19 protein-coding genes and 2 tRNA genes are annotated in these 23552 nt (G+C 68.8%); 9 read left to right on the top strand and 12 right to left on the bottom strand.

Annotation, left to right across the window (positions count from 1 at the left end; all coding sequences use genetic code 11):
- Positions 1-75 precede the first annotated feature (75 nt).
- Entirely contained in the window at positions 76-522 is a 447-nt protein-coding gene (locus tag HDA40_RS42280; protein WP_253761204.1) for a histidine phosphatase family protein, read from the top strand.
- Positions 523-674: 152 nt separating this feature from the next.
- Here HDA40_RS42280 and HDA40_RS30250 read toward each other — a convergent pair whose 3' ends face one another.
- Complete coding sequence (locus HDA40_RS30250; RefSeq protein WP_253761203.1) at positions 675-2801, bottom strand: hypothetical protein; 2127 nt, start codon at positions 2799-2801, stop codon at positions 675-677.
- A gap of 563 nt (positions 2802-3364) precedes the next feature.
- Positions 3365-3742: a hypothetical protein gene (locus HDA40_RS30245; RefSeq protein WP_253761202.1), complete on the bottom strand. Its 378-nt coding sequence runs from the start codon at positions 3740-3742 to the stop codon at positions 3365-3367.
- Positions 3743-4278: 536 nt separating this feature from the next.
- Here HDA40_RS30245 and HDA40_RS30240 point away from each other — a divergent pair.
- Together HDA40_RS30240 and HDA40_RS30235 are read left to right on the top strand one after the other, a co-directional pair.
- Entirely contained in the window at positions 4279-4725 is a 447-nt protein-coding gene (locus HDA40_RS30240; RefSeq protein ID WP_253761201.1) for a hypothetical protein, read from the top strand.
- The gene (locus tag HDA40_RS30235) at positions 4722-5078 is read left to right on the top strand and encodes a DUF5615 family PIN-like protein (protein WP_253761200.1); all 357 of its coding nucleotides are present in this window, start codon (positions 4722-4724) and stop codon (positions 5076-5078) included. Before HDA40_RS30240 ends, HDA40_RS30235 begins: the two co-directional genes overlap by 4 nt.
- Positions 5079-5137: 59 nt before the next feature.
- Here the strand turns inward: HDA40_RS30235 and HDA40_RS30230 are convergent.
- Together HDA40_RS30230 and HDA40_RS30225 are read right to left on the bottom strand one after the other, a co-directional pair.
- Positions 5138-5211 (bottom strand) — tRNA-Ile (locus HDA40_RS30230).
- A 165-nt stretch (positions 5212-5376) separates the two neighbouring features.
- Complete coding sequence (locus tag HDA40_RS30225) at positions 5377-7632, bottom strand: beta-glucosidase (RefSeq protein ID WP_253761199.1); 2256 nt, start codon at positions 7630-7632, stop codon at positions 5377-5379.
- 188 nt (positions 7633-7820) lie between these two features.
- Between HDA40_RS30225 and HDA40_RS30220 the strand changes: the two genes are divergently transcribed.
- Entirely contained in the window at positions 7821-8852 is a 1032-nt protein-coding gene (locus HDA40_RS30220; RefSeq protein WP_253761198.1) for a LacI family DNA-binding transcriptional regulator, read from the top strand.
- 85 nt (positions 8853-8937) lie between these two features.
- A complete protein-coding gene (locus HDA40_RS30215; protein ID WP_253761197.1) occupies positions 8938-10395 on the top strand; it encodes a M1 family metallopeptidase in 1458 nt (485 codons plus the stop codon).
- Positions 10396-10467: 72 nt separating this feature from the next.
- On the opposite strand, the gene HDA40_RS30210 is transcribed toward HDA40_RS30215, so the two are convergent.
- Together HDA40_RS30210 and HDA40_RS30205 are read right to left on the bottom strand one after the other, a co-directional pair.
- Entirely contained in the window at positions 10468-11808 is a 1341-nt protein-coding gene (locus HDA40_RS30210) for an extracellular catalytic domain type 1 short-chain-length polyhydroxyalkanoate depolymerase (RefSeq protein ID WP_253761196.1), read from the bottom strand.
- Positions 11809-11912: 104 nt separating this feature from the next.
- Positions 11913-13595 (bottom strand): glycoside hydrolase family 10 protein, encoded by a 1683-nt coding sequence (locus HDA40_RS30205; protein ID WP_253761195.1) that lies wholly within the window; start codon positions 13593-13595, stop codon positions 11913-11915.
- Between the two features lie 423 nt (positions 13596-14018).
- Between HDA40_RS30205 and HDA40_RS42275 the strand changes: the two genes are divergently transcribed.
- Together HDA40_RS42275 and HDA40_RS30195 are read left to right on the top strand one after the other, a co-directional pair.
- Positions 14019-15800, top strand: a complete 1782-nt coding sequence (locus HDA40_RS42275) for an NlpC/P60 family protein (RefSeq protein ID WP_253761194.1) — start codon at positions 14019-14021, stop codon at positions 15798-15800.
- Between the two features lie 140 nt (positions 15801-15940).
- Positions 15941-17014, top strand: a complete 1074-nt coding sequence (locus HDA40_RS30195) for a helix-turn-helix domain-containing protein (RefSeq protein WP_253761193.1) — start codon at positions 15941-15943, stop codon at positions 17012-17014.
- Between the two features lie 8 nt (positions 17015-17022).
- Here the strand turns inward: HDA40_RS30195 and HDA40_RS30190 are convergent, their stop codons facing one another.
- Entirely contained in the window at positions 17023-17388 is a 366-nt protein-coding gene (locus HDA40_RS30190) for a spore germination protein GerW family protein (RefSeq protein WP_253761192.1), read from the bottom strand.
- 112 nt (positions 17389-17500) lie between these two features.
- Positions 17501-17576: transfer RNA gene (locus tag HDA40_RS30185), tRNA-Asn, on the bottom strand.
- Positions 17577-17835: 259 nt separating this feature from the next.
- Here HDA40_RS30185 and HDA40_RS30180 point away from each other — a divergent pair.
- Positions 17836-18108, top strand: a complete 273-nt coding sequence (locus tag HDA40_RS30180) for a YtxH domain-containing protein (RefSeq protein ID WP_253761191.1) — start codon at positions 17836-17838, stop codon at positions 18106-18108.
- Between the two features lies 1 nt (position 18109).
- Here the strand turns inward: HDA40_RS30180 and HDA40_RS30175 are convergent, their stop codons facing one another.
- The 4 genes from HDA40_RS30175 to HDA40_RS30160 all read right to left on the bottom strand — a co-directional run bounded on the left by HDA40_RS30175 (position 18110) and on the right by HDA40_RS30160 (position 22267).
- Entirely contained in the window at positions 18110-19381 is a 1272-nt protein-coding gene (locus HDA40_RS30175; RefSeq protein WP_253761190.1) for a TIM barrel protein, read from the bottom strand.
- 363 nt (positions 19382-19744) lie between these two features.
- A complete protein-coding gene (locus tag HDA40_RS30170) occupies positions 19745-20563 on the bottom strand; it encodes an ABC transporter permease (protein WP_253761189.1) in 819 nt (272 codons plus the stop codon).
- Positions 20564-20567: 4 nt separating this feature from the next.
- A complete protein-coding gene (locus HDA40_RS30165) occupies positions 20568-21335 on the bottom strand; it encodes an ABC transporter permease (RefSeq protein WP_253761188.1) in 768 nt (255 codons plus the stop codon).
- 2 nt (positions 21336-21337) lie between these two features.
- Entirely contained in the window at positions 21338-22267 is a 930-nt protein-coding gene (locus HDA40_RS30160) for an ABC transporter ATP-binding protein (RefSeq protein ID WP_253761187.1), read from the bottom strand.
- A 171-nt stretch (positions 22268-22438) separates the two neighbouring features.
- On the opposite strand from HDA40_RS30160, the gene HDA40_RS30155 reads away from it, so the two are divergent.
- On the top strand, positions 22439-23497 hold the full coding sequence (locus HDA40_RS30155; protein ID WP_253761186.1) for a S1 family peptidase: 1059 nt from the start codon (positions 22439-22441) through the stop codon (positions 23495-23497).
- The last annotated feature ends 55 nt before the right edge of the window (positions 23498-23552 follow it).

The following is a 23552-nucleotide window of genomic DNA, read 5'->3' as shown; positions in this document are numbered from 1 at the left end:
GACGACGGCGGTGCCCACCAATAGGACGACCCCCAGGCGACTCCCCCTGGGTAGCCGGTCGATGCGACCTTATCGGTGAGGTCACCGCACGATCGCCCGGCATCTGCCGGACGTGCCCGTGGGCGAGGCCGCCGAACTCATCGACCATATGCCATACGTCCTCAGCCCCGCCGAAACGCCCCCCGCACTGGGGCTGGATTCTTCGACGGCTACGACGCCACCGAGGCTGCCTCGGGCCGCAGGCTCGCTGAATCCTTGACCGCCCGTTTCGCAACGGCGCCCAGGCCCTCCCTCGACACACACGAGGACCTGGTCACCCACGCCCACCCGATCGCCTGGCTGGTCCGCTACGCACTAGACGCGCCCCCAACCCGCTGGCTTGACCTCAACAGCGCCAACACCGCCCTGACACTCATCGAGTACCGAACGGCCCTGCCCCAGCCATCATCACATTCAACGACCAAAGCCACCCTCCCACCCGACCTGCGCTGGACCGGCTTCCCCAGCACCGCCGGACCGTAGGGGGATCCGATACATACTGCATGACGCCCACCGCCACATGGAACAAGCCCGACGAACTGTGGCGGCTAGCGTGGCGGCGTCTGGGTGGCGCTGAACCTGAGATGCCCGGCCGGTCGCGGACCGGCCGGGCATCTCGTCTCATACGCCGTCGCCTACGCCCCAGCCACGTGCGAGATCTGGTAGGTGGCATCGACCGCGTCGGCCTCCAGCACCACCGTCACCGGCCCGGCCGGCAGAGTGCACGTGGTGCTGCGGTTGATCGACGGTGAGCCCAAGTACCCGCACCACACAACCCCGTTGGCGTCAACCACGGTGAAGCCGGCGTCACCGGTGCCCGAGGTCCGGGTGTAGGTGAAGACCTCCTTTGCGCCATGCTGGTCGGCCGGGACCGAGAAGCAGGCCGCGAAGTGGTCATGGCTGGTCGTGATCGACGCGCCCGTGGCGCCCTGCGGCAGCACGGCACAGGAGTTGGTCCCGCTCACCCGGGGGAAGCTCACGGTGTAGCTACTGGCCGGATTGCCGTTGGCGCCAGTCATGACCGCGTAGAACGGTGCGGCTCCGGTGAGCTCACACGAGTACTGCCGGAGCGAGTAGGTGGAGTCGCACACGTAGTTTCCGTCCGCGTCCACAACGGTCACCGAGGGCCGTCCAGCACCGCTCGCGTTACCCGGCAGCACCTCCATAATCTTCGCGCCCGCCGGGCTGGCCAGTTGTACGCAGTCGAACTGCGCCGGGGAACCGAACTGCCCCTGATACGCCGCCAGCGACCCCAAGTCGTCGGAGACCTGGGGACAGCCGAACGGCACCGTCGGCAGCACCGCCAGGGCGTACTTGTAATCTTCGTCGAGGACAGTGCTTGGCACCGAACCGTTCAGGACCAAGGTGTAGCTGCCCCCCGCCGGGAAGGTACACATCTGCGTGGTACAGACCTTGATCCCCGCGGCGTCGTAGATCTGGCCGTACGCCTCATAACCGCCGGCGTCCACGGGCTTGATCCGGTAGCTGCCGGCCGCCGGGATCCGCAGAACTCGGCACCGGTTGCCCGCCAGTGAGCCTGCCGGAGCGGCGTTGTAGGCCCCCGGTGTCACCGTCGGGCATCCGATCGGCTCGTTGAGTCGGCGTACCTGCAGTTTGTAGGTCAGATCGGTGCTCCCGCTGTCCCAGTTGCGAAGGTAGGACAGCACCCGGTAGGTCCCGTCCGCCGGCAATTGACAACCGTCCTCACTGGAGTAGCCCGTGCAGACAAGCGTGCCGGAGCCGTCGACGAGCAGTGCGCGCGCCTCGTTGTACGCCGTCGGGGCGACGTAGGTGAGAATCCGGTCGCCCGCCCGTCCTGTCACCGGTACGCAATTGATCTGCACCGGCGATGTCACATGGAGCACCAGTGCCGGCTGGTCCCAGTTCGTGGCGGTGGCCGAACCGCAGCCGGCGCTTCCAGACAGGTTCGTGATCCCCAGCTCGTAGGTGAGCGAGGGCTCCCAACTCTGGTTCAGCACGACCATCGTGTACTGGCCGGCCGCCGACAACGGACAGCCGTCGGCGTTGCTGTACTTCTCGCAGACCTGCCGACCGGCGTTGTCGTAGATCCACCACCACAGGTACTGGTCCTCGAACTGGCTGAAGCGTACGCCGACGGTTTCGGGGTTCGCGACGCTCAGCTGGTGGCAGGCGATCCTGCTGGTGACGGTTCCGGAGGCCACGGCGCTGCCCTGGTCGCCGAAGGGGCCGGCCGTCGCCGCCGGGCAGCCGACGGAGTTCGAGATCCGTGGCAGGTAAAGCGTGTACGCCGCCTGGTTGCCGTAGAACTCGTGCAGGAACAAGTGATACGGGCCGGGCCGGCTCAGCGTGCAGTTCGCGGCGTACCGAACGAAGCAGACCGGTTGGTACTGCGCGTCCAAGATGGGCCCTTGAACGTCACCGCCTCCCGGAGCGGACAGGTAGAGCACCGAACCCTGCGGCTGGTCGAACGCGTAGCACTGACCCGCCGAACCCGTCGGCAAGGTCCTGGCCACGCCCGGTGAGGCGAAGGAGAAGAACGAGTCCGCGAGCGCGGAGCAGGACGACGGCGTACGCATCGACTCGACCGAGATCGTGTAGTTGCCGCTTCCGCCGGAGTAGAGCCAGACCGTCAGCGTGTAGAGCCCGGCCGCACCGAGCTGGCACGAACCTGCGTCAGTGGAGACGCCGCAGACGACTGTTCCATGCGAGTCGGCGATCGAGGCGCTGACCCCGTCCCCCGACGACCGACCGAGCAGGGTGTACAGGGTGTCGTTAGCCACGCTTGTATGGATCTTGAAAAGATCCTTGCGTGTGCCCGTGATAGAGCGGCACACGACAACCGCGCCGAAGGCCAGGTTGCCTTCGCACCGTGTCGAGGAAGTGTCGACCTCTGCCGTGGTAACGGCGCCTGCTGTCGTGGTAACGGCGCTGGCCGTCGGCGTGGCGGCGTTGGCCGTCGTAGTGCCGTTGACTACGGGCGGCGGGACGGCAGTGGCCGACGCTGATGCGGGCAGGAGTGGCAGCAATGCCGCCAGCAGTCCGCCGGCGGCACCAGCGGCCAGGAAACGCAATCTCATGGGAACTCCCCGTGCACAACTCAACCGCGATGTGCGGTATCGCGGAAGCATCGTGCCACGGCCCGACAATCGCCACTGTCCCGTTCGTGGCCCCGTCTGCGGCGGCCGAAGGCCTAGGCGCGCGTACCCCACATCCGGCCTCGCAGGTCGGCTCCGCCTCAGACGAGCGAAAGCCCAGCTCACTAATGAGCTGGGCTTTCCTTAATCGGACATTTCCCGTTTGCGGGTGGGGCCGCAGCGTCAGAACGCGAAACGCGTACCAATGATCACAGGTGATCCATTGCCAGTCCGGATGGAGAGCCGGGCACCTCGCACTCGGTCGGCGCCATCTGAGCCCGACGCGCCCTCAGCGCCTCGGCCAGGCGGATCACAAGTCGGCGACGTTGCCGCGGCGCCGAACCAGCAGCCCACGCCATCTGCACAGCGCCCCGCAGCCGCAGCATCCGTCGCTCGCCCTGCCCGGCCACAGCGACCGCGACACCAGCAGCTTTGACCTCCCGGCCGTCGATGGCGCAAAACACCAGGACGTCATGGCTCGACTCCCTCTGCCATCGGACGAAGTCCAGTTCGTTCCATCCGATCGCCTGCTTTCGGATCGGTGTACGGACAACGAGACCGTCGGCGCCAACTTCGGTGAACGTCATGTGGAGGCTCCAGGCGAAGGCGACAGGGACAGCCGCCAAGCCCCAAAGACCGACCGCGATGCCAGCGGGCGCGACGTCGGGCGCGAAGGTGGCCCAGACGGCGACAGCCGAGCCGATCAAGGCACTCGTCATCACGAAGGCGCGAAGCCCGACCGAATGCCGAAAGCGGCGACTTCCGTGCCAGGGCCTCACCACAGCCGACGGCTCAGGGGGGCGTAGTGATCGAGCGTCCGGGTCAACTGACGAGCGATACCGCCGTGCCCGTCGCGCCTCCGCGTACCACAACAGGCCGATCGGAAGTCCCGTCAAAGCTCCGACCGCTGCTGACTCGGCGACACCCTCGTCGCCCAAGACACCCCGGAAGCATCCGATCAGGCTGAACCACAGAGCACCTGCGACCAGGTACCCCACCGGGGACAGGCCATGATTCGAAGAGTCGGTCGTGCGCGCCACCACAGGATCATGGCACCCCGGTGCCGGCGACTTGGGTCCGCGAAACTCCTCCCTCCGTGACTACGATCGACTACGCTGTAGTCATGACTGCTCCGCGTTCTGTGCGGTTCGATGAAGAGGTGCTCTCCCGGCTGGACAAGTACGTCAAGGAGCACCCGGGATCGTCCTCCTCATCGGTCGCCAACATGTTCATCGACGAGTCGCTGCGTGCGTACGAACATCCCGGCATCGTCTTCCGCCCCGGTCCAGCCGGCCGCCGAGCCGCACTAGCGGGTGGCCCGGATGTCTGGGAGGTCGTCGCGGCGCTCAACGCCATCCGCGCGGAGAGTCCCGACCTGGACGGGAACGCCCTCGCCTCCGAGCTCGCAGCCGTTACCGGCCTAAGCTCGGCTCGAGTCGGTGTCGCACTCCGCTACTACGCTGCCTACCCGGGAGAGATCGACGAACGAATCGCCAGCAACGCTGAGGTCTCCGAGCGAGAGGAGCAGCTGTGGGCGGCCCAACAGGCGCTTCTGCGACGGAAGTCGTGACTGGCGTACTGCTTGACGAGATGTATCCGCCTGCTCTTGCGAAGCGACTGCGCGACAAAGGCCACGATGTGCTCGCCGCACTGGACGTCGAGGTTGGCTTAGCCTCCCGGTCTGACGACGATGTGCTGGCGTGGGCCGCGCGTAACAACCGATGCGTCGTAACCGAGAACGTCAGCGACTTCGCCCGTCTCGCCGCACAGGGGGCCGCCCACGCCGGCATCGTCTTCGTGTCCGCACAACGATTCCCGCGTACGAGTAACGGCCTCGTCAGGCTGGGCGATGCTCTCGAAGCGCTGCTGGCGGAGAAGCACCTGCCCGGCCCGGACGGTGTGATCTGGCTGGCTTCCAACTGACGCGCATTTCGAATGCTGACACAACGCCGCGCGCGCTCGGGCAGCTCAAGACGAATGTGTGGGGCCGGCGGGGCTCGAACCCGCGACCGAGGGATTATGAGTCCCCTGCTCTGACCGGCTGAGCTACGGCCCCTGGCACGGCGGTCGGCCGGGCGGGCCGGTTGACCTTCGCGTGGTCCCTAGAGTAGCCGTCGGGGCCAGCCGATTTCATCCACCGTCCCGTGCTTTTCAGCGGATCAGGGTTATCCATGCGATCCAGACCCAAGATCGCATGGATAACCCTGGCCCTGGGAGGGGGTCAGCGAACCCCCAGGGTCACGTCGGCGACCATGACCCGATCGTGGCCGACCACGCGTTCGGGGCCGGTGAGGTGGAGCGGGATCGTCGCCCGGAGATCGGTGCTGGAGGCGGCGAGGCGGAGTTCGAGGTCGCCGGGTTCGACGATGCGGCGGCCGTCCAGGCCGGTGAACGCGGCGAGGTCGGGGTGGAAGCGGAAGCTGACTCGGGTCGATCGTCCGGCGTCGAGGGGCACGCGGGCGTACCCGACGAGGCGTTGGACCGGCCGGGTGACCTGCGCCACCGGGTCGTGGAGGTAGAGCTGCACGATCTCCGCGCCGGGCCGGTCGCCATCGTTGGTCACTGTCAGGGACACCGTGATCGTCTCGTCGGCGGCCAGCTCGGTGGGTTCGGCTGGGGTCACGTCGCTCCAGCTGAAGGACGTGTACGCCAAACCGTGGCCGAACGCGTACAGGGGTGTGGGGTCGACGCTGCTGACGCCGGTGCGGTGGGCCAATCGAGGTCCCAGGTACGCAGCAGGCTGTCCGCCGGGGCCACGCGGGATGCCGATCGGGAGGCGGCCGGAGGGGTTGACCCGTCCGCTGAGCACTCCGGCGACGGCGGAGGCGCCTTCTTCGCCGGGGAGGAAGGCTTGCACGATGGCCGCGCAGCGGTCGGCGTACGCCCCGAGCGCGTAGGGCCGTCCGGTCAGCAGGACGAGGACGACCGGGGTCCCGATGTCGAGCAGTTCGCTCAGGAACCGGTCTTGGTCGCCGGGAAGGCTGAGGTCTTCGACGTCGCAGCCTTCGCCGGTGGTGCCCCGGCCGAAGAGTCCCGAGGTGTCCCCCACGACGGCTACGCAGACGTCGGCGTCGGCGATGTCGTCGGTGAAGGTCGCCGCCGGGAGTTCGGCGGGCAACGCCGTCCGCAGCGTCGGCACGTCCACGCCCGGGTCGGCTTGGAGGCCGTGGTGGGCGGCGAACGAGTAGCAGCCCAGCATCGCGGCCACGTCGTCGGCGTACGGGCCGACGAGGGCGATCTTGGCGGCCCGGAGTGGGAGGGTGCCGTCGTTGGCGAGCAGCACGACGGATTCCTCGGCGACGCGTCGGGCCAGGTCTCGGCTGGCAGCCGGGTCGAAGTCGACGGCGGTGGGCGGGTCCAGCCGGTCGAGCAGGCCGAGGTCGATCTTCTGCCGCAGTACGCGATCCGCGGCCCGGTCGATCAGCGTTTCGGAGATCGCGCCGGAGCGTACGGCGTCCAGCAGCGGTTCGCCGTAGCAGCGGGTGGCGGGCAGTTCGACGTCGACGCCGGCGGCCAGGGCGAGCGCGGCCGCGGCCGCCGGGTCGGCGGCGACACCGTGCAGGGTCTGGAGGAACGACACTCCGAAGTAGTCGGCGACGACGGTGCCGGTGAACCCCAGCTCGTCGCGAAGGAGTCCGGTGAGCAGGCGGACGTCGGCCGCGGCCGGCACTCCGTCGATTTCGGCGTACGAGTGCATGACGGAGCCGGCGCCCTCGCGCAACGCGAGTTCGAACGGCGGCAGGAGCACGTCGGCGAGTTCGCGGGGGCCGACCGCGACCGGCCCGAAGTTGCGCCCGGCGCGCGAGGCCGAGTAGGCCGCGAAATGCTTGAGGGTGGCGATGATCCCGGCTTGCTGGAGGCCGCGCACGTAGGCCGAGCCGACGGTGGCGACGAGGTACGGGTCTTCGCCGACGGTCTCCTCGGTCCGGCCCCACCGGGGGTCGCGGACGACGTCGAGGACCGGTGCGAGTCCTTGATGGACTCCGGCGGATCGCATCGTCGCGCCGATGTGCGTGGCCATCAGCTCGATCAGCGCCGGGTCGAAGGTGGCGCCCCAGGCGAGCGGCGTCGGGAAGACGGTGGCCCGCCAGGTCATGAACCCGACGAGGCACTCCTCGTGGACGAGGGCGGGGATGCCGAAGCGGCTGGCCTCGACGATCTCGGCCTGGCGGCGGCGCAGCCACTGCGCGCCCTCGACGGGCTCGACCGGAGCGGTGCCGTAGGGCCGGGTGAGCTGGCCGAGGCCATGCTGGACCAGCTTGGCCCAGTCGATGGTCGACTCGGCGAACTCGTACTGGTGCGGCGCGACCTCGGCGCCCGGGTTCGGCGACGATGCCACCCAGGCCGAGCCCAGCTGGGCGACCTTCTCCTCGAGGGTCATCCGGGCGAGCAGATCGGCGGCCCGGTCGGCGGCCGGTCGGGCGACGTCCTGCCAGATTTCGCGGGCGGTGTCGCCGGTGGCCTTGTCCGTGAGCATGCGGCTCCTGCCTGTCTTCCGGAACTTTTGGTCCGAGTTTTCGTCATGGCAACGCTTGTGACGGACCGACGGGCCGACATAGCGTACGTCATGGGACCGAAAATTAACGATAGTCCTCCGAAACTTTGGCTCACTGGGGCGGCCGTGGCCTTCCGCAACATTCCGGTCGTACGCTGAACCGACGAATGATGAGGAGACAGGTAGTGGCGGCGGACGAGCAGAGGATCACCATCACCGCGATCGCACGGGAGGCCGGCGTCTCGGTGCCGACGGTGTCGCGGGTGGTGAACGGGCGAGCGGATGTGGCGCCCGAGACGCGCCAGCGCGTCGAGGACTTGCTGCGGCGGCACGGATACCGGCGGCGCATCGGGCGTACGCGCGATCGGGCGGACCTGATCGACCTCGTCTTCAACGACTTGGACAGCCCCTGGGCGGTCGAGATCATCCGCGGGGTGGAGGACGTCGCCCACACCAGCGGGGCGGGCACCGTGGTGTCCGCCATCCACCGGCGTACCTCGTCGACCCGGCAGTGGCTGCAGAACCTGCGCGCCCGGGCCAGCGACGGCGTCATCCTGGTCACCTCGGTGCTCGACCCGCCCGTGCAGGCCGAACTGCGGCGGCTCGACGTGCACCTGGTCGTCATCGACCCGGCCGGGGTGCCGTCGTTCGACGTGCCCACCATCGGCGCGACCAACTGGGCGGGCGGGCTGGCCGCGACCGAGCACCTGATCTCGCTGGGCCACCGGCGGATCGGCTTCGTCGCCGGACCGCGTCGCCTGCTGTGCAGCCGCGCCCGGCTGGACGGCTACCGCGCCGGATTGGAGGCCGCCGGGATCGAGGTGGACGACTCCCTGATCCAGCCGGGCGACTTCTACCACGAGTCCGGCTTCACCAGCGGAACCGCGCTCCTGGAACTGCCGGACCCGCCGACGGCGGTGTTCGCGTCGAGCGACCAGATGGCGTTCGGCGTCTACGAAGCCGTACGCCGTAAGGGTTTGCGCGTGCCGGACGACATCAGCGTGGTCGGCTTCGACGATCTGCCCGAGGCCCGCTGGGCGTCGCCGCCGCTGACCACCGTCCGGCAGCCGCTGGCCGAGATGGGGATGCTCGCCGCGCGTACCGTGCTCCGGCTGGCCCGAGGTGAGGAGGTCGAGAGCCCGCGCGTCGAACTGGCCACCGAACTGGTCGTCCGGGACAGCACCACCCGCGCTGGCCAGTGACCGTGATCCGGGTGTGATCTCATCGGCTTAACCTCCTCGAAGTCCGCCGAATGCTCGGCGGACTTCGTTCGACCAGGAGGAAGAGTTGAACACACGGGGGAAGACGGTTTGGGCTGCCCTCGCGGCGGCGGCACTGGCCGCGACCGCGACCGGGTGCACCAGCCACGACACGGGTTCGCCGACGTCCGCCTCGTCCGCGCCGGCCGCGTCGCCGACGCCGAGCCTGAACTTCCAGGCGGGTGCGGCCGGCATCGGGGATCCCTACTACCCGACCTATGGCAACGGCGGCTATGACGTCGCGTCGTACGCGATCAAGGTCAAGTACGACCCGAAGACGAATCGGCTGAACGGCGACGTGACGGTGACCGCTTCGGCGACCGCCGACCTGTCGACGTTCAATCTCGATCTGCGCGGTATGACGGTGCGGTCGGTCGCCGTGGACGAGAAGCCCGCGACGCAGACTCGCACGGGCAACGAGCTCGTGATCACCCCGGACCACGGCTTGGCGACCGGCGTGAAGTTCACCGTACGCGTCGTCTACGACGGCGTACCGGGCTCGGTGACCGATCCCGAGGTCGGCAAGATGGGCTTCTTCCACACCGCCGACGGTGCGTTCGTGGTCGGTGAGCCCGAATCGGCCAGCCTGTGGTTCCCCGTCAACGACCATCCGCAGGACAAGGCCACCTACGACGTGCAGATCACCGTCCCGGCGGGGCTGACCGCCATCAGCAACGGCGTACAGGGGCCGCAGCAGACCGAGGCGGGCTGGACGACCTGGAAATGGTCGGAGAGCAAGCCGATGGCCAGCTATCTGACCACGCTCGCCATCGGCGACTACCGCGTCGTGAACTCCACCCACAAGGGCAAGCCGGTCGTGCTCGGCGTGACGAAGCAGCTTGCCAAGGGGGCGGCGGACACCTCCATGAGCCACACCGTCGCGATCGCCGACTATCTCGAGTCGGTCTTCGGGGCGTACCCGTTCGACTCCTACGGCGGCGTGGTGGTGAAGGACGACGACCTCCACTTCGCGCTCGAATGCCAGAGCCGGCCGGTCTACTCGGCCGGGTTCTTCCGGCGCGGCGTGAACGACAGCGTCGTGGTGCACGAACTGGCCCACCAGTGGTTCGGCGACAGTGTCTCGGTCAAGACCTGGCAGGACATCTGGCTGAACGAGGGGTTCGCCTCGTACGCGGAGTGGCTGTGGGCCGAGCACAAGCACGAGTCCACCGCTCAGGCGATCTTCGACAACGTCTACAAGAACTCCGACGCGTCGATCTGGCGTACGCCTCCGGCCAAGCCGGGCAAGAAGGAGCTGTTCGGCGACTCGCCCTACGACCGGGGCGCGATGGCACTGCACGCGCTGCGCAAGGCGGTCGGCGACAAGGCGTTCTTCGAGATCCTGAAGAAGTGGGCCGAGCAGAAGGCGGACGGCGTCGCGACGACGGACGAGTTCGTCACGCTCGCCGAGCAGGTCTCCGGCAAGCAGCTCGACTCGGTGTTCCAGGCCTGGCTGTTCGGCACGAAGAAGCCCGCCAAGCCGTAGCCGCGTACCTGATCGACGCCGCGAGGCGAGGTCCCGGGTGGACGCTTCCCGGGACCTCGCTGTCCGCGACGCCTAACCGACGGTGCAGGTCACGCCGTTGAGCGCGAACGACGCCGGTTTGGCGGTGTTACCTGTGTGGGTGGCCTGGAAGCCGATGCTCGTCGAGCCGCCCGGCGCGATGGTCCCGTTGTAACTAACGTTGCGGGCCGTCACTGCGCCGCTGGCCGGCGCGTAGGTCGCGTTCCAGCCGCCGGTGATGGTCTGCCCGGACGGCAACGTGAAGGTCAGCGTCCAGCCGCTGATCGCCGTCGTGCCGGTGTTGGTGATCGCGATGTCCGAGGTCAGGCCGGTGTTCCAGGCGTTGACCGTGTCCACGACCTTGCAACCCCCGCCGGGCTGCGGCGAAGTCGTCGGAGACGTGGACGGCGAAGTCGAGGGTGAAGTCGACGGCGAGGTGGACGGTGACGTCGTCGGCGAGGACGTGGGCTGAACGTTCAGGCCGAAGAAGGCGACCGCCATCGCGGCCTGCCCGCTCAGCGGCAGGCTGTGCCCGACGCCTTGCACGCTGATCGCCTCGACGGGTGCCGTGACGCTGTTGGTCCCGTAGCGCGTCCGGGTCCAGCCCGACTGCGGAGTGTCGGTCAAGACGGGGGTTTGGCTGACGCCGAGGACGTTGGTCCACTGCTTGACCTGTTCCCCGAAGTTCGGGTAGCGCAGCGTGGTGTCGTCGGTGCCGTGCCAGATCTGCATCCGGGGGCGCGCCCCGGAATAGCCCGGGTACGCCGCGCGTACGAGGTCGCCCCACTGCTGTGGCGTCTTCGTGATCGTGCCGTTGGCGCAGGCGCTGTTCCAGCTGGACCCGTCGGTGGTGGCGAAACACCCGAACGGTACGCCCATGAACGACGCCCCGGCCTTGAAGACGTCCGGGTAGTCGCCCAGCATGACGTTGGTCATCATGCCGCCGGAGGAGGCCCCGGTGACGTAGACCCGGCTGGCGTCGGCCCCACGGTTCTGGAGCACGTAGTTGACCATCGACATCAGCCCGACCGGGTCGCTGCCGCCGTTGTGCGACAACGCCTGCGGCGACGAGACGTCCCAGCAGCTGCCGCTGCGGGTCGCCGACGGGTAGATGACGATGAAGCCGTACTGGTCGGCCAGGGACGCGAACTGCGTACCGGAGTAGAAGGCCGGTCCGGTGCCGGTGCAGTAGTGCAGGGCGAGCAGCACGGCGGGCCGCGTACGCACGGTGTCGGGGACGTAGAGGTACATCCGCAGGTTGGTGGGATTGGTACCGAAGCCGGTGACCTCGGTGAGCGTCGCCGCCTGGGCGGGCGGGGCGCTGATCATCGCCGCCGTCACCGCGACCAGGGCGGCGGTGACGAGGGCGAGTAGGGCTTTCACGCGGGTTTGCATGATCACCTCTTCCGTGGAGAGCCGGCATCCGTGGCGACGCCGGCGGGACAAGCGGTCGGCGAGCGTGCCGACGGCGCCCGGGGACACCGTCGGCACGTTGCCGATCAGGGCGCTGCGCAGGCGTACCCGCTGGGCAATGCCGTGTTGCTCGTGGGCCGCGCGACCTGGAAGCCGAAGGAGGTGCTCGCACCGGCCCCCAGCGTGCCGTTGTAGTTCGCGTTCTTGGCGGTCACGGTCTGGCCGCTGACCGTGAGCACCGCGTTCCACGAGCCGGTGATCGTGTGGCCCGCGGGCAGCGTGAAGGTCACGGTCCAGGAGGTGATCTGGCCCGAGCCGGTGTTGGTCACCGTGACCGGCTGGATCACGTAGCCGCCCTGCCACTGCGTCTGGGTGGTGCCCACGGCCGAGCAGCCGCCGGGTCCGCCGCCGCCGGCCAGCGTGGTGACGCTGACCGTGGCCGAGACGGCCGACAGGTTGCCGGCCGCGTCCTTCGCCCGGACCTGGTAGCGGTAGGTCGAGGACGCGGAGAGCCCGCTGTCGGCATAGGACGTCGACGTCGAGCTGCCGACGACGGCGAACGCGCCGCCGCTGGCGCCGGGCGCGCGAAGGATGTCGTAGCCGGTGACGGCGGTGTTGTCCGTGGACGCCGTCCACGACAGCGTCGTGCCGCTCGAAGTGGTGCCGGACGCGGCGAGGTTGGTCGGCGCGCTCGGCGCGGTGGTGTCACCGCTGGGCGTGCCGCCCAACGCGGTCGCGATCGCCGTGTAGTCCGCCTTGGCGTTGTAGCCGGCGTCGTAGATGAGCGCCTGACCCTCGCTGGGGAAGGTGTCGGGCACCCACGAGTACTTGTCGGTGAAGCCCCAGATCGTCACGCCGGGGCAGGCCGTCGACGCCAGGCAGGCGTTGATGATGTTCGTGTAGTACTGGTTCTGCGTGGTGATCTCGCTGGCGTCGGCCGGCAGGACGATGCGGACGTCCAGCTCGGTGAAGCGGACCTGCACCCCGAGCGCGGCGAACCGGGCGACGTTCTCGGTGACCTGGCCCGGGAAGCCGTACTGGGTGGCCAGATGCGACTGGAATCCGACGCAGTCGATCGGGACGCCCTGCGACTTCAACGTCGACACCAGGTTGTACATCGCCGTCGACTTGGCGTTGATCCCCTCGACGTTGTAGTCGTTGATGCACAGCTTGGCGTCGGGGTCGGCGGCCCGCGCGGCCCGGAAGGCGTCGGCGATGAAGCTCGAACCCAGCGTGTTGTACCAGAAGCTGGTCCGGTAGCCGCCGCTCTCGTCGAACACCTCGTTGACGACGTCCCAGGACTGGACAGCCGAGTTGTTGGCGAAGTGGCCGACCACGGTCGCGATGTGGTCCAGCATCGCCGCCTTCATCGCGGTCGCCGACAAGCTCTGCACCCAGCTCGGCGTCTGCGAATGCCAGACGAGCGTGTGCCCGTGGACGATCTGGTTGTTCGCCTGGGCGAAGGCGACCACCTGATCGGCGCCGGTGAAGTTGTACTGGTTGTCACTCGGCTCGGTGGCGTCCCACTTCATCGCGTTCTCGGCGGTGACCTGGTTGAACTCTTGAGCCGCGATCGTCCGGTACGCCGTCTCGTTGGCCAGCGGACTGGTCGCGACGGCGGTCCCGATGAACTTGCCCTTGGCCGCCGCGAGCGTACGCAACGGGTCGGCGGCCGCGGCGGGCTGAGCCGACAAGAGGCTGACGGTGAAACCGGCCAACGCGGTCAGCGCGAGCGTCGCTGCACCGAGCCGGCGGGTACGGAGTGGCATTGTTCCTCCCTGCGTTGATGGGGCGTTCGCGCTGGTCAGCGAGGAGCGGACAGGCGCGCATCAATGGAAGCGACCCCAGTATTGAGGGTGCCGAACAACACGTCAATGACCTTCCGGAAATTATCGGAATCGTTATCGCATCCCGGCGTCAGCACGCGGCCGCAGTCCGCGTCGCCGCCCGCTCAGCGCTGCCACCGCCCGTTCCGCGCTGGATCAGGGATCTGTGTCGAATCTTGGGCCAAGATTCGACCGAGAACCCTGATCCAGCGCTGAAGCCGGGGCGCGGCGCGGCGCGGCGCGGTGAGGCGAGGCGAGGCGCGGTGAGGCGAGGCGCGGTGAGGGTGGGGGCGTCCGTTGTTCGGAATTGATTGATCGGCAGGTCAAGGGCTTCCTGCGCGCCGCCGCCCGGTCTACAAACGACGCGTGGCAAATGTGCTCAAGAAACCCTGGTTCCTCATCGGTTCCGCCGCCGTTCTCGCGGTGGCCGTCGGCACGGCGGTCGCGCTGAGATCGGGCGGGGACCCGGCGACCTTCACCCCCACCTCGGCCGAACCGAGCGCGGTGGCCGACGAGGCCGCCGCCGACATGACCTTCGTGGCCGAGGGCAAGGCCGCCGCCGCGACGCATTCGGCGGTCTCGTTCACCGCCAAGGAGACGCTGAACGGACGCGACGGCGCCTCGATGGACGCCAACGTCGTCAAGAAGGACATGTACAAGGCGGGCGCGACCATCAAGGTCGTCTGCCAGGACCGCGGCGACATGGCGTACGGGTCGGCGATCTGGGATCGCACGTCCGACGGCGTCTACGTGCCGGACGCGTACGTCAAGACGGGCGCCGACGGCTTCGCCCCCGGCGTCGCCCGCTGCACCGACCTCGCCCAGAGCGGCAAGGCGTACCCGGCGACCGCCGATCTCAACGGCCGGGCCGGGCCGTCGCTCACCGCCCGGGTGGTCGAGGAGAACATGTACCGCAAGGGCGAGAAGGTCGTCATCGTCTGCCAGATCGCCGGCTCCGTCGCGTACGGGTCGACCATCTGGGACAAGACCGACGACGGGGTCTACGTCCCCGACGCGTACGTGAAGACGGGCACCGAGAAGAACTTCGCGCCCGGGATCGCCCGCTGCACCGACACGGCGCCCGCGCGATTCGGCTTCAAGGCCTCCGTGGACCTCGCCGGGCGGGACGCCAAGTCCGTCTCGGCCAAGGAGGTCAAGACGTACGCCGCGGGCAGCACCGTCTACATCACCTGCCAGACGATCGGGGCCAACGCCTACGGCTCGAACATCTGGGACAAGACGGTCGACAACCTCTGGGTCGCCGACCACTACCTGAAGACCGGCTTCGACAACTTCACGCCGGGCGTACCGAAGTGTGCGGGCACACCGGTGGCGTCGCCCAGCCCGACGGCCGCCGCGACCGGTGGCACGACCTTCCCAGCCAAGGTGGACCTCGCCGGACGCAAGTCGAAGTCGACGTCGTCGGCCGAGGTCAAGACGTACGCGTCCGGCAGCAAGGTGCGCGTCGTCTGCCAGGCGTACGGCGCATACGCGTACGGGTCCTACATCTGGGACAAGACGAGCGACGGGCTGTGGGTCGCCGACTACTACCTGAAGACGGGCACCGACGGCTTCGTGTCGGACTTGGCGCGCTGCGACGACGACAAGCCGACCGGCGGGCCGTCGACGAGCACCGGCACGGGCTCGCACTACGGCGACTGCCGGGACGGGCACGGCCGGATCGGCGGCGCGAAGGGTTCGACGGCCGGCACCGCCGCGCAGAAGGTCGCCCGGGTCATCGCCGCGGCCAAGGCCATGACGGGCAAGGGCCTGTCCTACTCGTGGGGCGGCGGCGGCAAGGGCGGGCCCTCGTGCGGCATCAGCTCGCCCAGCCCAGGTGGTCACATCGACTACAACCGCTACGGCTTCGACTGCTCCGGTTACACGCTGTACGCGTACTGGGTCGGGGCGGGCGTCGACATCGGCCCGAACACCGGCAGCCAGTGGGGATCCGGCCGGATCCTGCCGTACAGCCAGCGTAAGCCGGGCGACCTCATCTTCTGGTTCTCCGGCGGGGTGAGCGTCCACGTGGCGATCTACCTCGGCAACAACCAGATGCTGGAGGCCGCGCCGCCGCGGGGTTCGTCGAGCGTGCATCAGACCTCGGTGTACGGCTCGCACGCCTCGGTCGTCCGGGTCCTGGGCTGACGAAGCCCGGCGGCACCTGTCCGTAACCAAGTGAGTGCACTGTGGATAGTCCTCGGGTTATCCACAGTGCGCTGCTCATCGGCTTGACGACAGGCTCGCGGCTCGGCACGATGATCCCTTCCGAACGCTGGGAGGATGTCGTGGCGCGTCAGGAGAATCCTGTCGATCCCTTCGCCGGCCCGCTCCAGTCCTTCGCGTACGACCTTCGCAAGGTCCGGATCGAGGCGGGCAATCCGACCTATCGCTCGCTGGCCAGAACGGCGGGCTACAGTCCCACCACGCTTTCCGAGGCGGCGGCCGGACTCCGCAAACCGTCGCTGGACGTCGTCCTCGCGTACGTGGGGGCCTGCGGTGGCGACGTCGAGGCCTGGCGGCGCCGCTGGGAGCAGTTGGACCGCGAGATCGCGGAGCCTGATCCGGAACCCGGCACGGATCTCGACGCGGGGCCGGACGAAGGGCCCATCGCAGCGCCCGGCAGGCGGAGGAGCTTGCGGTGGCCGATCCTGGCCGGCGGCGCGCTGGCCCTGATCGTGGCGGCGACCACGATCGTCCTGGTGCTCGGCGACCCGGCGCCGAAGGCCGACGCGAACGGCTGCCCGGCCATGCCGTCGCATCGCACCTTCACGGCCGTGACCTACGGCAAGGGCGCACCGGTACGCGCAGCCGCCTCACTCGCCGATCCCGTGCTCTCCACCGTCCCGAGTGGATGCACGCTCGGCTTCACCGGTTTCTGTGTGGGACAACGGGTGCACGACGCCACCGGCGGTACGCCCGACGTTCGCTGGTTCGTGTTGCCGGACGGCAAGGTCGTCCCGTCCGCGTTGGTGCACGGCAACCCGCCGGCCGCGTTGACCCCGGTCGCCTGCGCGAAGGGCCGGCCGGTGCCGGACGGCATCGCGCTCGTGCTCTCGGCCGACAGCGCGAAGCCCGGCGGGCTGAAGGCCACCGCGAGCGGTCACAACCTGGAGATCGTCGGGTTCGCCGTACGCCGCTCGACCGGCGCCTGGCGTCCGCTCGGGCTGACCGAGAAGTTCACGACGTCGGTGTCCATGACGCCGGGCGAGCAGGTCGTGGTGGCCGCCGCCGCCTGTTTCGGCGGCGGCGGGCCGACCGGGTTGATCGATGCCAGGCGCTATCCGGGCGCGGCGCAGTCGGCGACGCTCAGCACCGCCGAGTACGCCGCCGCGAGCAAAGCAGCCTGCGCCTACCCCTGACGCCCGGCTTACCGCTGGCGCCGGGAGCCGATCAGCGCGCGAGCGACCAGGAGGGCCGTGATCAGCACCACCTGCCCGCCGAGCACGATCTTGGTGACGTCGACGGCCGGTCGCCAGCTGACCTGGCCCTCTCGGACGACGAAGACGCCGAGCGCCTTCGCCGATACGCCGACCCCACCGCCGCTGCCTTTGCCCTGGTCTTCGGGTCCGGTGCCGCCGCCTCCCCCACCGCCACCGCGCATCTTGGCCGCGGGCAGGATGGTCACGCCGTTCTCCGAGATCGGCGCGCCGAAGACCTGATCGGCCTTGGCGTGATCGATTACCTCGCGGACTTTCTCAAGGACGGGCGCATCGGCGTCCATCGTCTGGGTCATGGTGATTCCCCCTTCCTCCCCTACTGAACCTGCTGGAGAGGGGTCGGGCGACCACAACGGCGGAATAAGACGAGAAAGCCGGTCGGCGAACCGACCGGCTTCGTGATCCAACTGGCTCCCCGACTTGGACTCGAACCAAGAACCTGCCGGTTAACAGCCGGCTGCTCTGCCAATTGAGCTATCGGGGATCGCAGGTCAGGGCGGTGAGGATCTCCTCTCGCCCTGGCGACTGCACAAGAGTACACAACCCACCGGCCACCGCGCGAGCGGGTATGTCATGCCGCGTCCGTGTCTCCCGTACGGGCGGGTCGCCTGGCCTTCCAGAGCGGTCAAAGGAGACAATTTTCCCAGACGACCAGTGCTCGGCGAGATCAGTCATCCGGATGAAGGTGTACTCGGGGGCAAAAGCGGGCATGGTCTACGGGAGTTGGAGGAGGGAGCACACCAATGGGCAAGATGTGGTTCGTCGCCGGCCTCGCCGTCGGCTATGTGCTCGGCGCCCGCGCGGGTCGGGAGACCTACGACCAGATCGCGCGTACCGCCAAGCAGATCTGGGAGAACCCGACCGTTCAGGAGGCCGCCGGCGTCGTGCAGGCGCAGACGGGCAGACTCGTGGACACCGCTCGGGACAAGGTGGGCCTGACCGCCGACAAGATCGAGACGACGGCAGACAAGGCCAACCGGAAGCTCGCCAACGCGCAGAGCCGACTGGCGAGCTGACTCAGCAGTGGGTCACCTGCGGGTCGTCCGCCGCTCGGCGAGGCGCCCGCGACGCGCGGTCCGGCGCTTGCGCCGGGCCGCGCAGCCCTAGCTCGCCCAGTTCCGCGTGCGCGAACTCCACCTCGGCCGCCGCGTCCTCGCTGTGCTCGCCGGCGGGCAGCCGATAGGCCCAGGTCGCGGTCTCCACTTCCACGTGGTCCGTGAGCGCCTCAGGCCCCGCGAAGAGTTCGGCCAACGCCGCCCGCGCGACGGGCAGGGTCGTCGTCAGCGGCGCGGGCGGCCGCGAGTGCAAGGGCACATGCACGTGTACGCGCAACGGACCGGTCAGGTCAGCGTCGAGGGCTTCGGGGAGATCATCGGTTCCAGCGCCGGACGGCGTCCGCGTCGGATGGGGGAACCGGGGTTCGGCGAAGCTCTCGAGGACAGGCCACGCGGCCGTCGGATCCGGGGCGACGAGCGCGGCCGAGACCTGCACCTTCACGATCTGCAGCCGATGTTCCCGCAGGGCTTGCACGGCGTCGGCCGGTGACTCCCACGCGCATGCGAGGTGGGCGAGGTCGAGGCAGATCCCGAGGAAGGTCGGGTCGACGTCGGAGAGGTGCTCGATCGCCTGGGCACTCGTCTCGATGAGGCAACCCGGCTCGGGCTCGAAGCCGACCCGGACCAGCCGCCCGGTGTGCCAGGTGATCTCGGCCAGTCCGTCGGCCAGGTCCTCCAGCAGCCGGTCGGCGCGGTCGGCGCGGTCGGAGTCCCACGGTTCCCGCCAGGCGACCGGCACGGTGGAGACCGAGCCGCGCTCGGCGTCGTCCGGCATGAGGTCGCACAGCACGCGGGCCAGGTCCAAGGTGTATTCCAGGCGCTCTCGCTGAGTCCAGTCCGGCCGGTAGACGGCTCGCTTGGCCGGACTGAGGCGGCTACGCGAAGAGCCGGCGTCGGCCGGCTCCGCTGCTGGGGGAACGCCGCCTCGCGGCGGGCTTTCGTGGGGCCCGGCCGGGTCTCGGTAGGGGAACCCGTTGAGGGTCACTACTTCCAGGCCACGCAGGGAAAGCTCGGAACGCAGCCGTCGGCGCATCGAGAAGGAGGCCGCGAGCGCGGACGCCACCGGGGCGGCGAGCCACAGCCCGAGGCCGAGCACGTCGACGCCCAGCAACTTGCGCACCGGTACGGCGTCCGAATCCAGCTGAGCGAGAATGCTCCGGAGATCGGTGGCCGGCCGTACGTTCGTGCCGTAGGCGAGGTGGACCGTCTGGCCGTCCCGATGCTGCAACCGCATCAGCCACCCCCAGGACCCGTCGCGAGCGGCCGGAACGCAACTGAACGTCCATTTCGGATCGTCTAGTTCGTCCGGTCCCTAGATCTTATGCTCGCGTACGCCGGGCGCCGTCTTCTGTCGGATCAACGACAGTTCGCCGTGCCAACGACGACGTTATCGCAGGCCCGCCCACTCGTTGTAGCCCGTCCGGCCAGGTGCTGTCACGGGCCGGTCCGTCCTCAGCGTCTCGCCGGCTCGGCTGCTCGTTTCGGCGGCTACGCTGCTTGTTCCCCGGGCTCCGCCGCTTGTGCCGTCGGCTCGGCCGGTCGTTCCGTGGGCTCGGCCGGTTGTTCCCTGGGCTCGGCTGCCGCATCGGCGGCTCGGCTACTTGAGGAGCATCCTCTCCAGACGGCGTCCGGTGAAGTACAGCCCGACCGCCATCATCACGACGAGGTAGAGCGCGTGCACCGCCGTCCCCCAGTCGGGGTGGCCGGTCGTGATGTCCCGGACCATCTCCACGGCGTGGTAGAGCGGCGTCAGCTGGATGATCCACTGGAACACGACCGGGTAGTTCTGGATCGGCGCGAACGTCGCCGAGAACAGGAACAGCGCGAACTGAGCGGTCGCCATCAGGTCGAAGTCCTGCCAGCCGCGCATCATCGTCGTGAAGATCATGCCGACCGCGCCGAACGCGAATCCGACCAGGATGGTCGCGGGGAACGCGGCCAGCGCCCAGCCGATCGTCGTCAACTTCATCACGACCATCACGCCGAGGAACACCGCCGTGTAGACCGAGCCCCGCATCATTGCCCAGACCAGCTCACCGAGCGCGATCTCCACCGGCCGCACCGGAGTGGCGAGGACGGCGTCGTAGGTCTTGGCGTACTTGAACTTGAAGAAGAAGTTGAACGTGGTCTCGGCCATGGCCCCGTTCATCGCCGACGTCGCCAGCATCGCCGGGGCGACGAACGTCGCGTAGGGCAGGACCTGCCCGTCGATCAGCGTGATGTCGCCGACCAGTGCGCCGACGCCGATGCCGATCGACAGCAGGTAGAACACCGGCTCGAAGAAGCCGGAGATGAGCACCAGCCAGTAGGACGCGCCCGAGCGCAGCGCGCCCATGTTGCGGTTGACCACGGCGCCGACCCGCACCGGCGCGACGCCGGGCCGGGTGACCGCCGCGGCGACGAGTGTCGTGACCATCGCTTCAGTCCTCCAGCCGCTTGCGGAAACGCCAGACCGCCAGGGCCACGCCGATCGCCGTCCAGACGATCAGGTAGCCGACGTGGATCCAGATCGGCCACGGTGTCGGCCAGCCGAGGGTCGCCTCCCGGGACAGCACGACGCCATGCCACAGCGGAGATGCGTATGCCAACGGACGAACCAGCGCGGGCAGCTGGTCGACCGGGAAGAAGACGCCGGAGAACAACGTCGCCGGGATGACCCCGAACCGGAACAGCAGCGCGAAGTAGTTGTCGTTCTCGATCGAGGCGGCGAAGGCCGTCACCGGACCGGCGACCGCGACGGTGACGATCGCGGCGATCACGATGGTCATCGGAGCCCACCAGGAGTGCATCGCGCCGAACGCTCCCACGATGATCAGGAACGCGATCGTGGCGATGACCCCGCGGAACATCAGGTAGAGCAGGTGGCCGCCGACCATGTGCTGCGGCTCCACCGGCGCGGACCGCATCGCCTGGTAGGACCGGGTCCACTTGAACCCGCCGAGCACCGGGTAGGTGGACTCGCCGATGCCGATCTGGAAGGCGGTGGTGATGACGACGCCCGGGGCGATGTAGCTCAGGTAGTCGACGCCGCCCAGCCCGCCGTTGGCGTTGACATAGCTGCCCACGCCGACGCCGATGCTCAGCACGAACAGCAACGGCAGCAGGAACGAGGAGAACACGGAGGCCTGCCAGAGGCGGCGGTAGAGGGTCAGCTCCCGCTCCAGCGTGGCCAGCATCGGATGGGCCATCGTCAGTCCACCAGCGTCCGGCCGGTCAGGTGCAGGAAGACGTCCTCCAAGGTGGACCGCCGCACCAGCACGCCGCTCGGTGCCAGCTCCCGCCGGTGCACCTCGTTGATCGCGCCGTCGCCGTCGTCGGCGTAGAGCAGGACGCGGTCGGGCAGGACGTCGATGCGCTCGCCGATGCCCACGAGCTTGTCACGGAAACCTTCGAGCGGGCTCTCGCCGAACCGCAGCTCGACCACCTCACGGGTGGAGTAGGTCTCGATGAGCGCCCGGGGCGACCCCTCGGCCACGATCTTGCCCGCGTCCATCACCACGAGGCGGTCGCAGAGCTGTTCCGCCTCGTCCATGTAGTGCGTGGTGAGCACCAGCGTCACGCCCTGCTGCTTCAGCCGGAACAGCCGCTCCCAGAGCAGGTGCCGCGCCTGTGGGTCGAGACCGGTGGTGGGCTCGTCGAGCAGCACCAGCTCGGGTTCGTTGACCATCGCGCGGGCGATCGTCAGGCGGCGCTTCATCCCGCCGGACAGCGGTTCGACCTTGCTCTCGGCCCGGTCGGCCAGCTGGACGAACTCCAGCAGCTCCAGGGCTCGCGCACGGGCGGCCGCCCGGGAGATCCCGAAGTAGCGGGCGTAGGTCGTGAGGTTCTCCCGGACGGTGAGGTCGGGATCGAGGTTGTCCATCTGGGGGCAGACGCCGAGGCGGCTGCGGATGCGGGTGCCGTCCTTGACCGGGTCCAGGCCGAGGATGCTCAGCTCACCGGCGGTCGGCGTCGAGACACAGCCGATCATCCGCATCGTCGAGCTCTTCCCGGCGCCGTTCGGCCCGAGGAAGCCGAAGGCCTCACCCGGTGCGACGTCGAGGTCGATGCCGTCCACCGCGGTGAAGTCGCCGAAGCGTTTCACCAGGCCGCGGGCACGAATCAGAGACTGATCAGTCACGGCCCGACCCTAGTCGCCGGGTCTGACATTCGGAACCGGATTACCGACCGAACGGCCACGAGCTGCCGTCTTTTCGTGAATTCATCGACGACTTTCTCCGGATGCCTTGCCCTCCAAACAGATGAATGAGAATATCGAGCATCACCGAACTCCGACCCCCAGGAGGTCATCGTGATCAATTCCAGGCACCCCACCCGACGGGCAGCCCTGGCGAGCGGGGTAACCGCCCTGCTCTTCGCCCTGGCCGTCGCGCCGTCGGCGTACGCCGCCCCACCGAGCCAGGCTTTCGGCCCCGATCGCGCCGAAGCCCTCGCCACCGGACTGGGTGCGCGCAGCGCCGGCGCGTACATCGACCAGGTCACCGGTAAGAGCGTCGTGAGCGTCACCGACGCCGCGGCCGCCGCCCAGGTACGCGCATCCGGCGGCGTCGCCCAACTGGTCCGGCACGGTTCGGCCGCGCTGGCCGCCGTCACCTCGGACCTCGACGCGACCGCGGCGGTAGCCGGGACGGCGTGGGCCACCGACCCCGCCACCGGCCAGGTCGTCGTCTCGATCGACCCGACCGTCACGGGCAAGGCGCTCGCCAAGGTCACCTCGGCCATCGCCCGCCACGGCGACGCCGTACGCGTGGAGTACCTGTCCGGTGCGCTGCACAAGACGATCGCGGGTGGCCAGGCCATCTACGGTGGTCAGTACCGGTGCTCGCTCGGCTTCAACGTGCAGGACTCGGCCGGGAACTACTACTTCCTCACCGCCGGGCACTGCACCAACATCGCCAGCAGCTGGTACGCCAACTCGGCGAAGACGACGCTGCTCGGCACCCGGTCCGGGACCAGTTTCCCGGGCAACGACTACGGCATCGTGCGCTACGCCACGAGCTACACCAACCACCCCGGTTCGGTGTACCTATACAGCGGCAGCCAGGACATCACGGCGGCGGGCAACGCCTCCGTCGGCCAGGCGGTCCGGCGCAGCGGCAGCACGACCGGCGTACGCAGCGGCAGCGTCACGGCGACGAACGCGACCGTCAACTACGCCGAGGGCACCGTCACCGGCCTCATCCGGACCACGGTCTGCGCTGAAGGCGGCGACAGCGGCGGTTCGCTCTTCGCGGGCAGCATCGCGCTCGGCCTCACCTCCGGCGGCAGTGGCAACTGCACCTCGGGTGGGACGACGTTCTTCCAGCCCGTGACCGAACCGCTGTCCGTGTACGGCGTCCACGTCTACTAAGCCTCACACCCAACGTCCCCCGGAGCCTTCCCCCTGCTCCGGGGGACACCTTCGG

This window comes from Hamadaea flava, assembly GCF_024172085.1.
Taxonomy (GTDB): domain Bacteria; phylum Actinomycetota; class Actinomycetes; order Mycobacteriales; family Micromonosporaceae; genus Hamadaea; species Hamadaea flava.
The sequence above is the reverse complement of the archived record's forward strand: the minus strand, read 5'-3'. Positions and strand labels throughout refer to the sequence as shown.

Coding starts and splice junctions, on each gene's coding strand:
- HDA40_RS30245 (WP_253761202.1), bottom strand. CDS start 3,742: ATGACGTTCACCGAAGTTGGCGCCGACGGTCTCGTTGTCCGTACACCG.
- HDA40_RS30210 (WP_253761196.1), bottom strand. CDS start 11,808: ATGCAAACCCGCGTGAAAGCCCTACTCGCCCTCGTCACCGCCGCCCTG.
- HDA40_RS30240 (WP_253761201.1), top strand. CDS start 4,279: ATGACTGCTCCGCGTTCTGTGCGGTTCGATGAAGAGGTGCTCTCCCGG.
- HDA40_RS30220 (WP_253761198.1), top strand. CDS start 7,821: ATGAGGAGACAGGTAGTGGCGGCGGACGAGCAGAGGATCACCATCACC.
- HDA40_RS30190 (WP_253761192.1), bottom strand. CDS start 17,388: ATGACCCAGACGATGGACGCCGATGCGCCCGTCCTTGAGAAAGTCCGC.
- HDA40_RS30180 (WP_253761191.1), top strand. CDS start 17,836: ATGGGCAAGATGTGGTTCGTCGCCGGCCTCGCCGTCGGCTATGTGCTC.
- HDA40_RS30225 (WP_253761199.1), bottom strand. CDS start 7,632: ATGCTCACGGACAAGGCCACCGGCGACACCGCCCGCGAAATCTGGCAG.
- HDA40_RS30170 (WP_253761189.1), bottom strand. CDS start 20,563: ATGGTCACGACACTCGTCGCCGCGGCGGTCACCCGGCCCGGCGTCGCG.
- HDA40_RS30175 (WP_253761190.1), bottom strand. CDS start 19,381: ATGCGGTTGCAGCATCGGGACGGCCAGACGGTCCACCTCGCCTACGGC.
- HDA40_RS30165 (WP_253761188.1), bottom strand. CDS start 21,335: ATGGCCCATCCGATGCTGGCCACGCTGGAGCGGGAGCTGACCCTCTAC.
- HDA40_RS30205 (WP_253761195.1), bottom strand. CDS start 13,595: ATGCCACTCCGTACCCGCCGGCTCGGTGCAGCGACGCTCGCGCTGACC.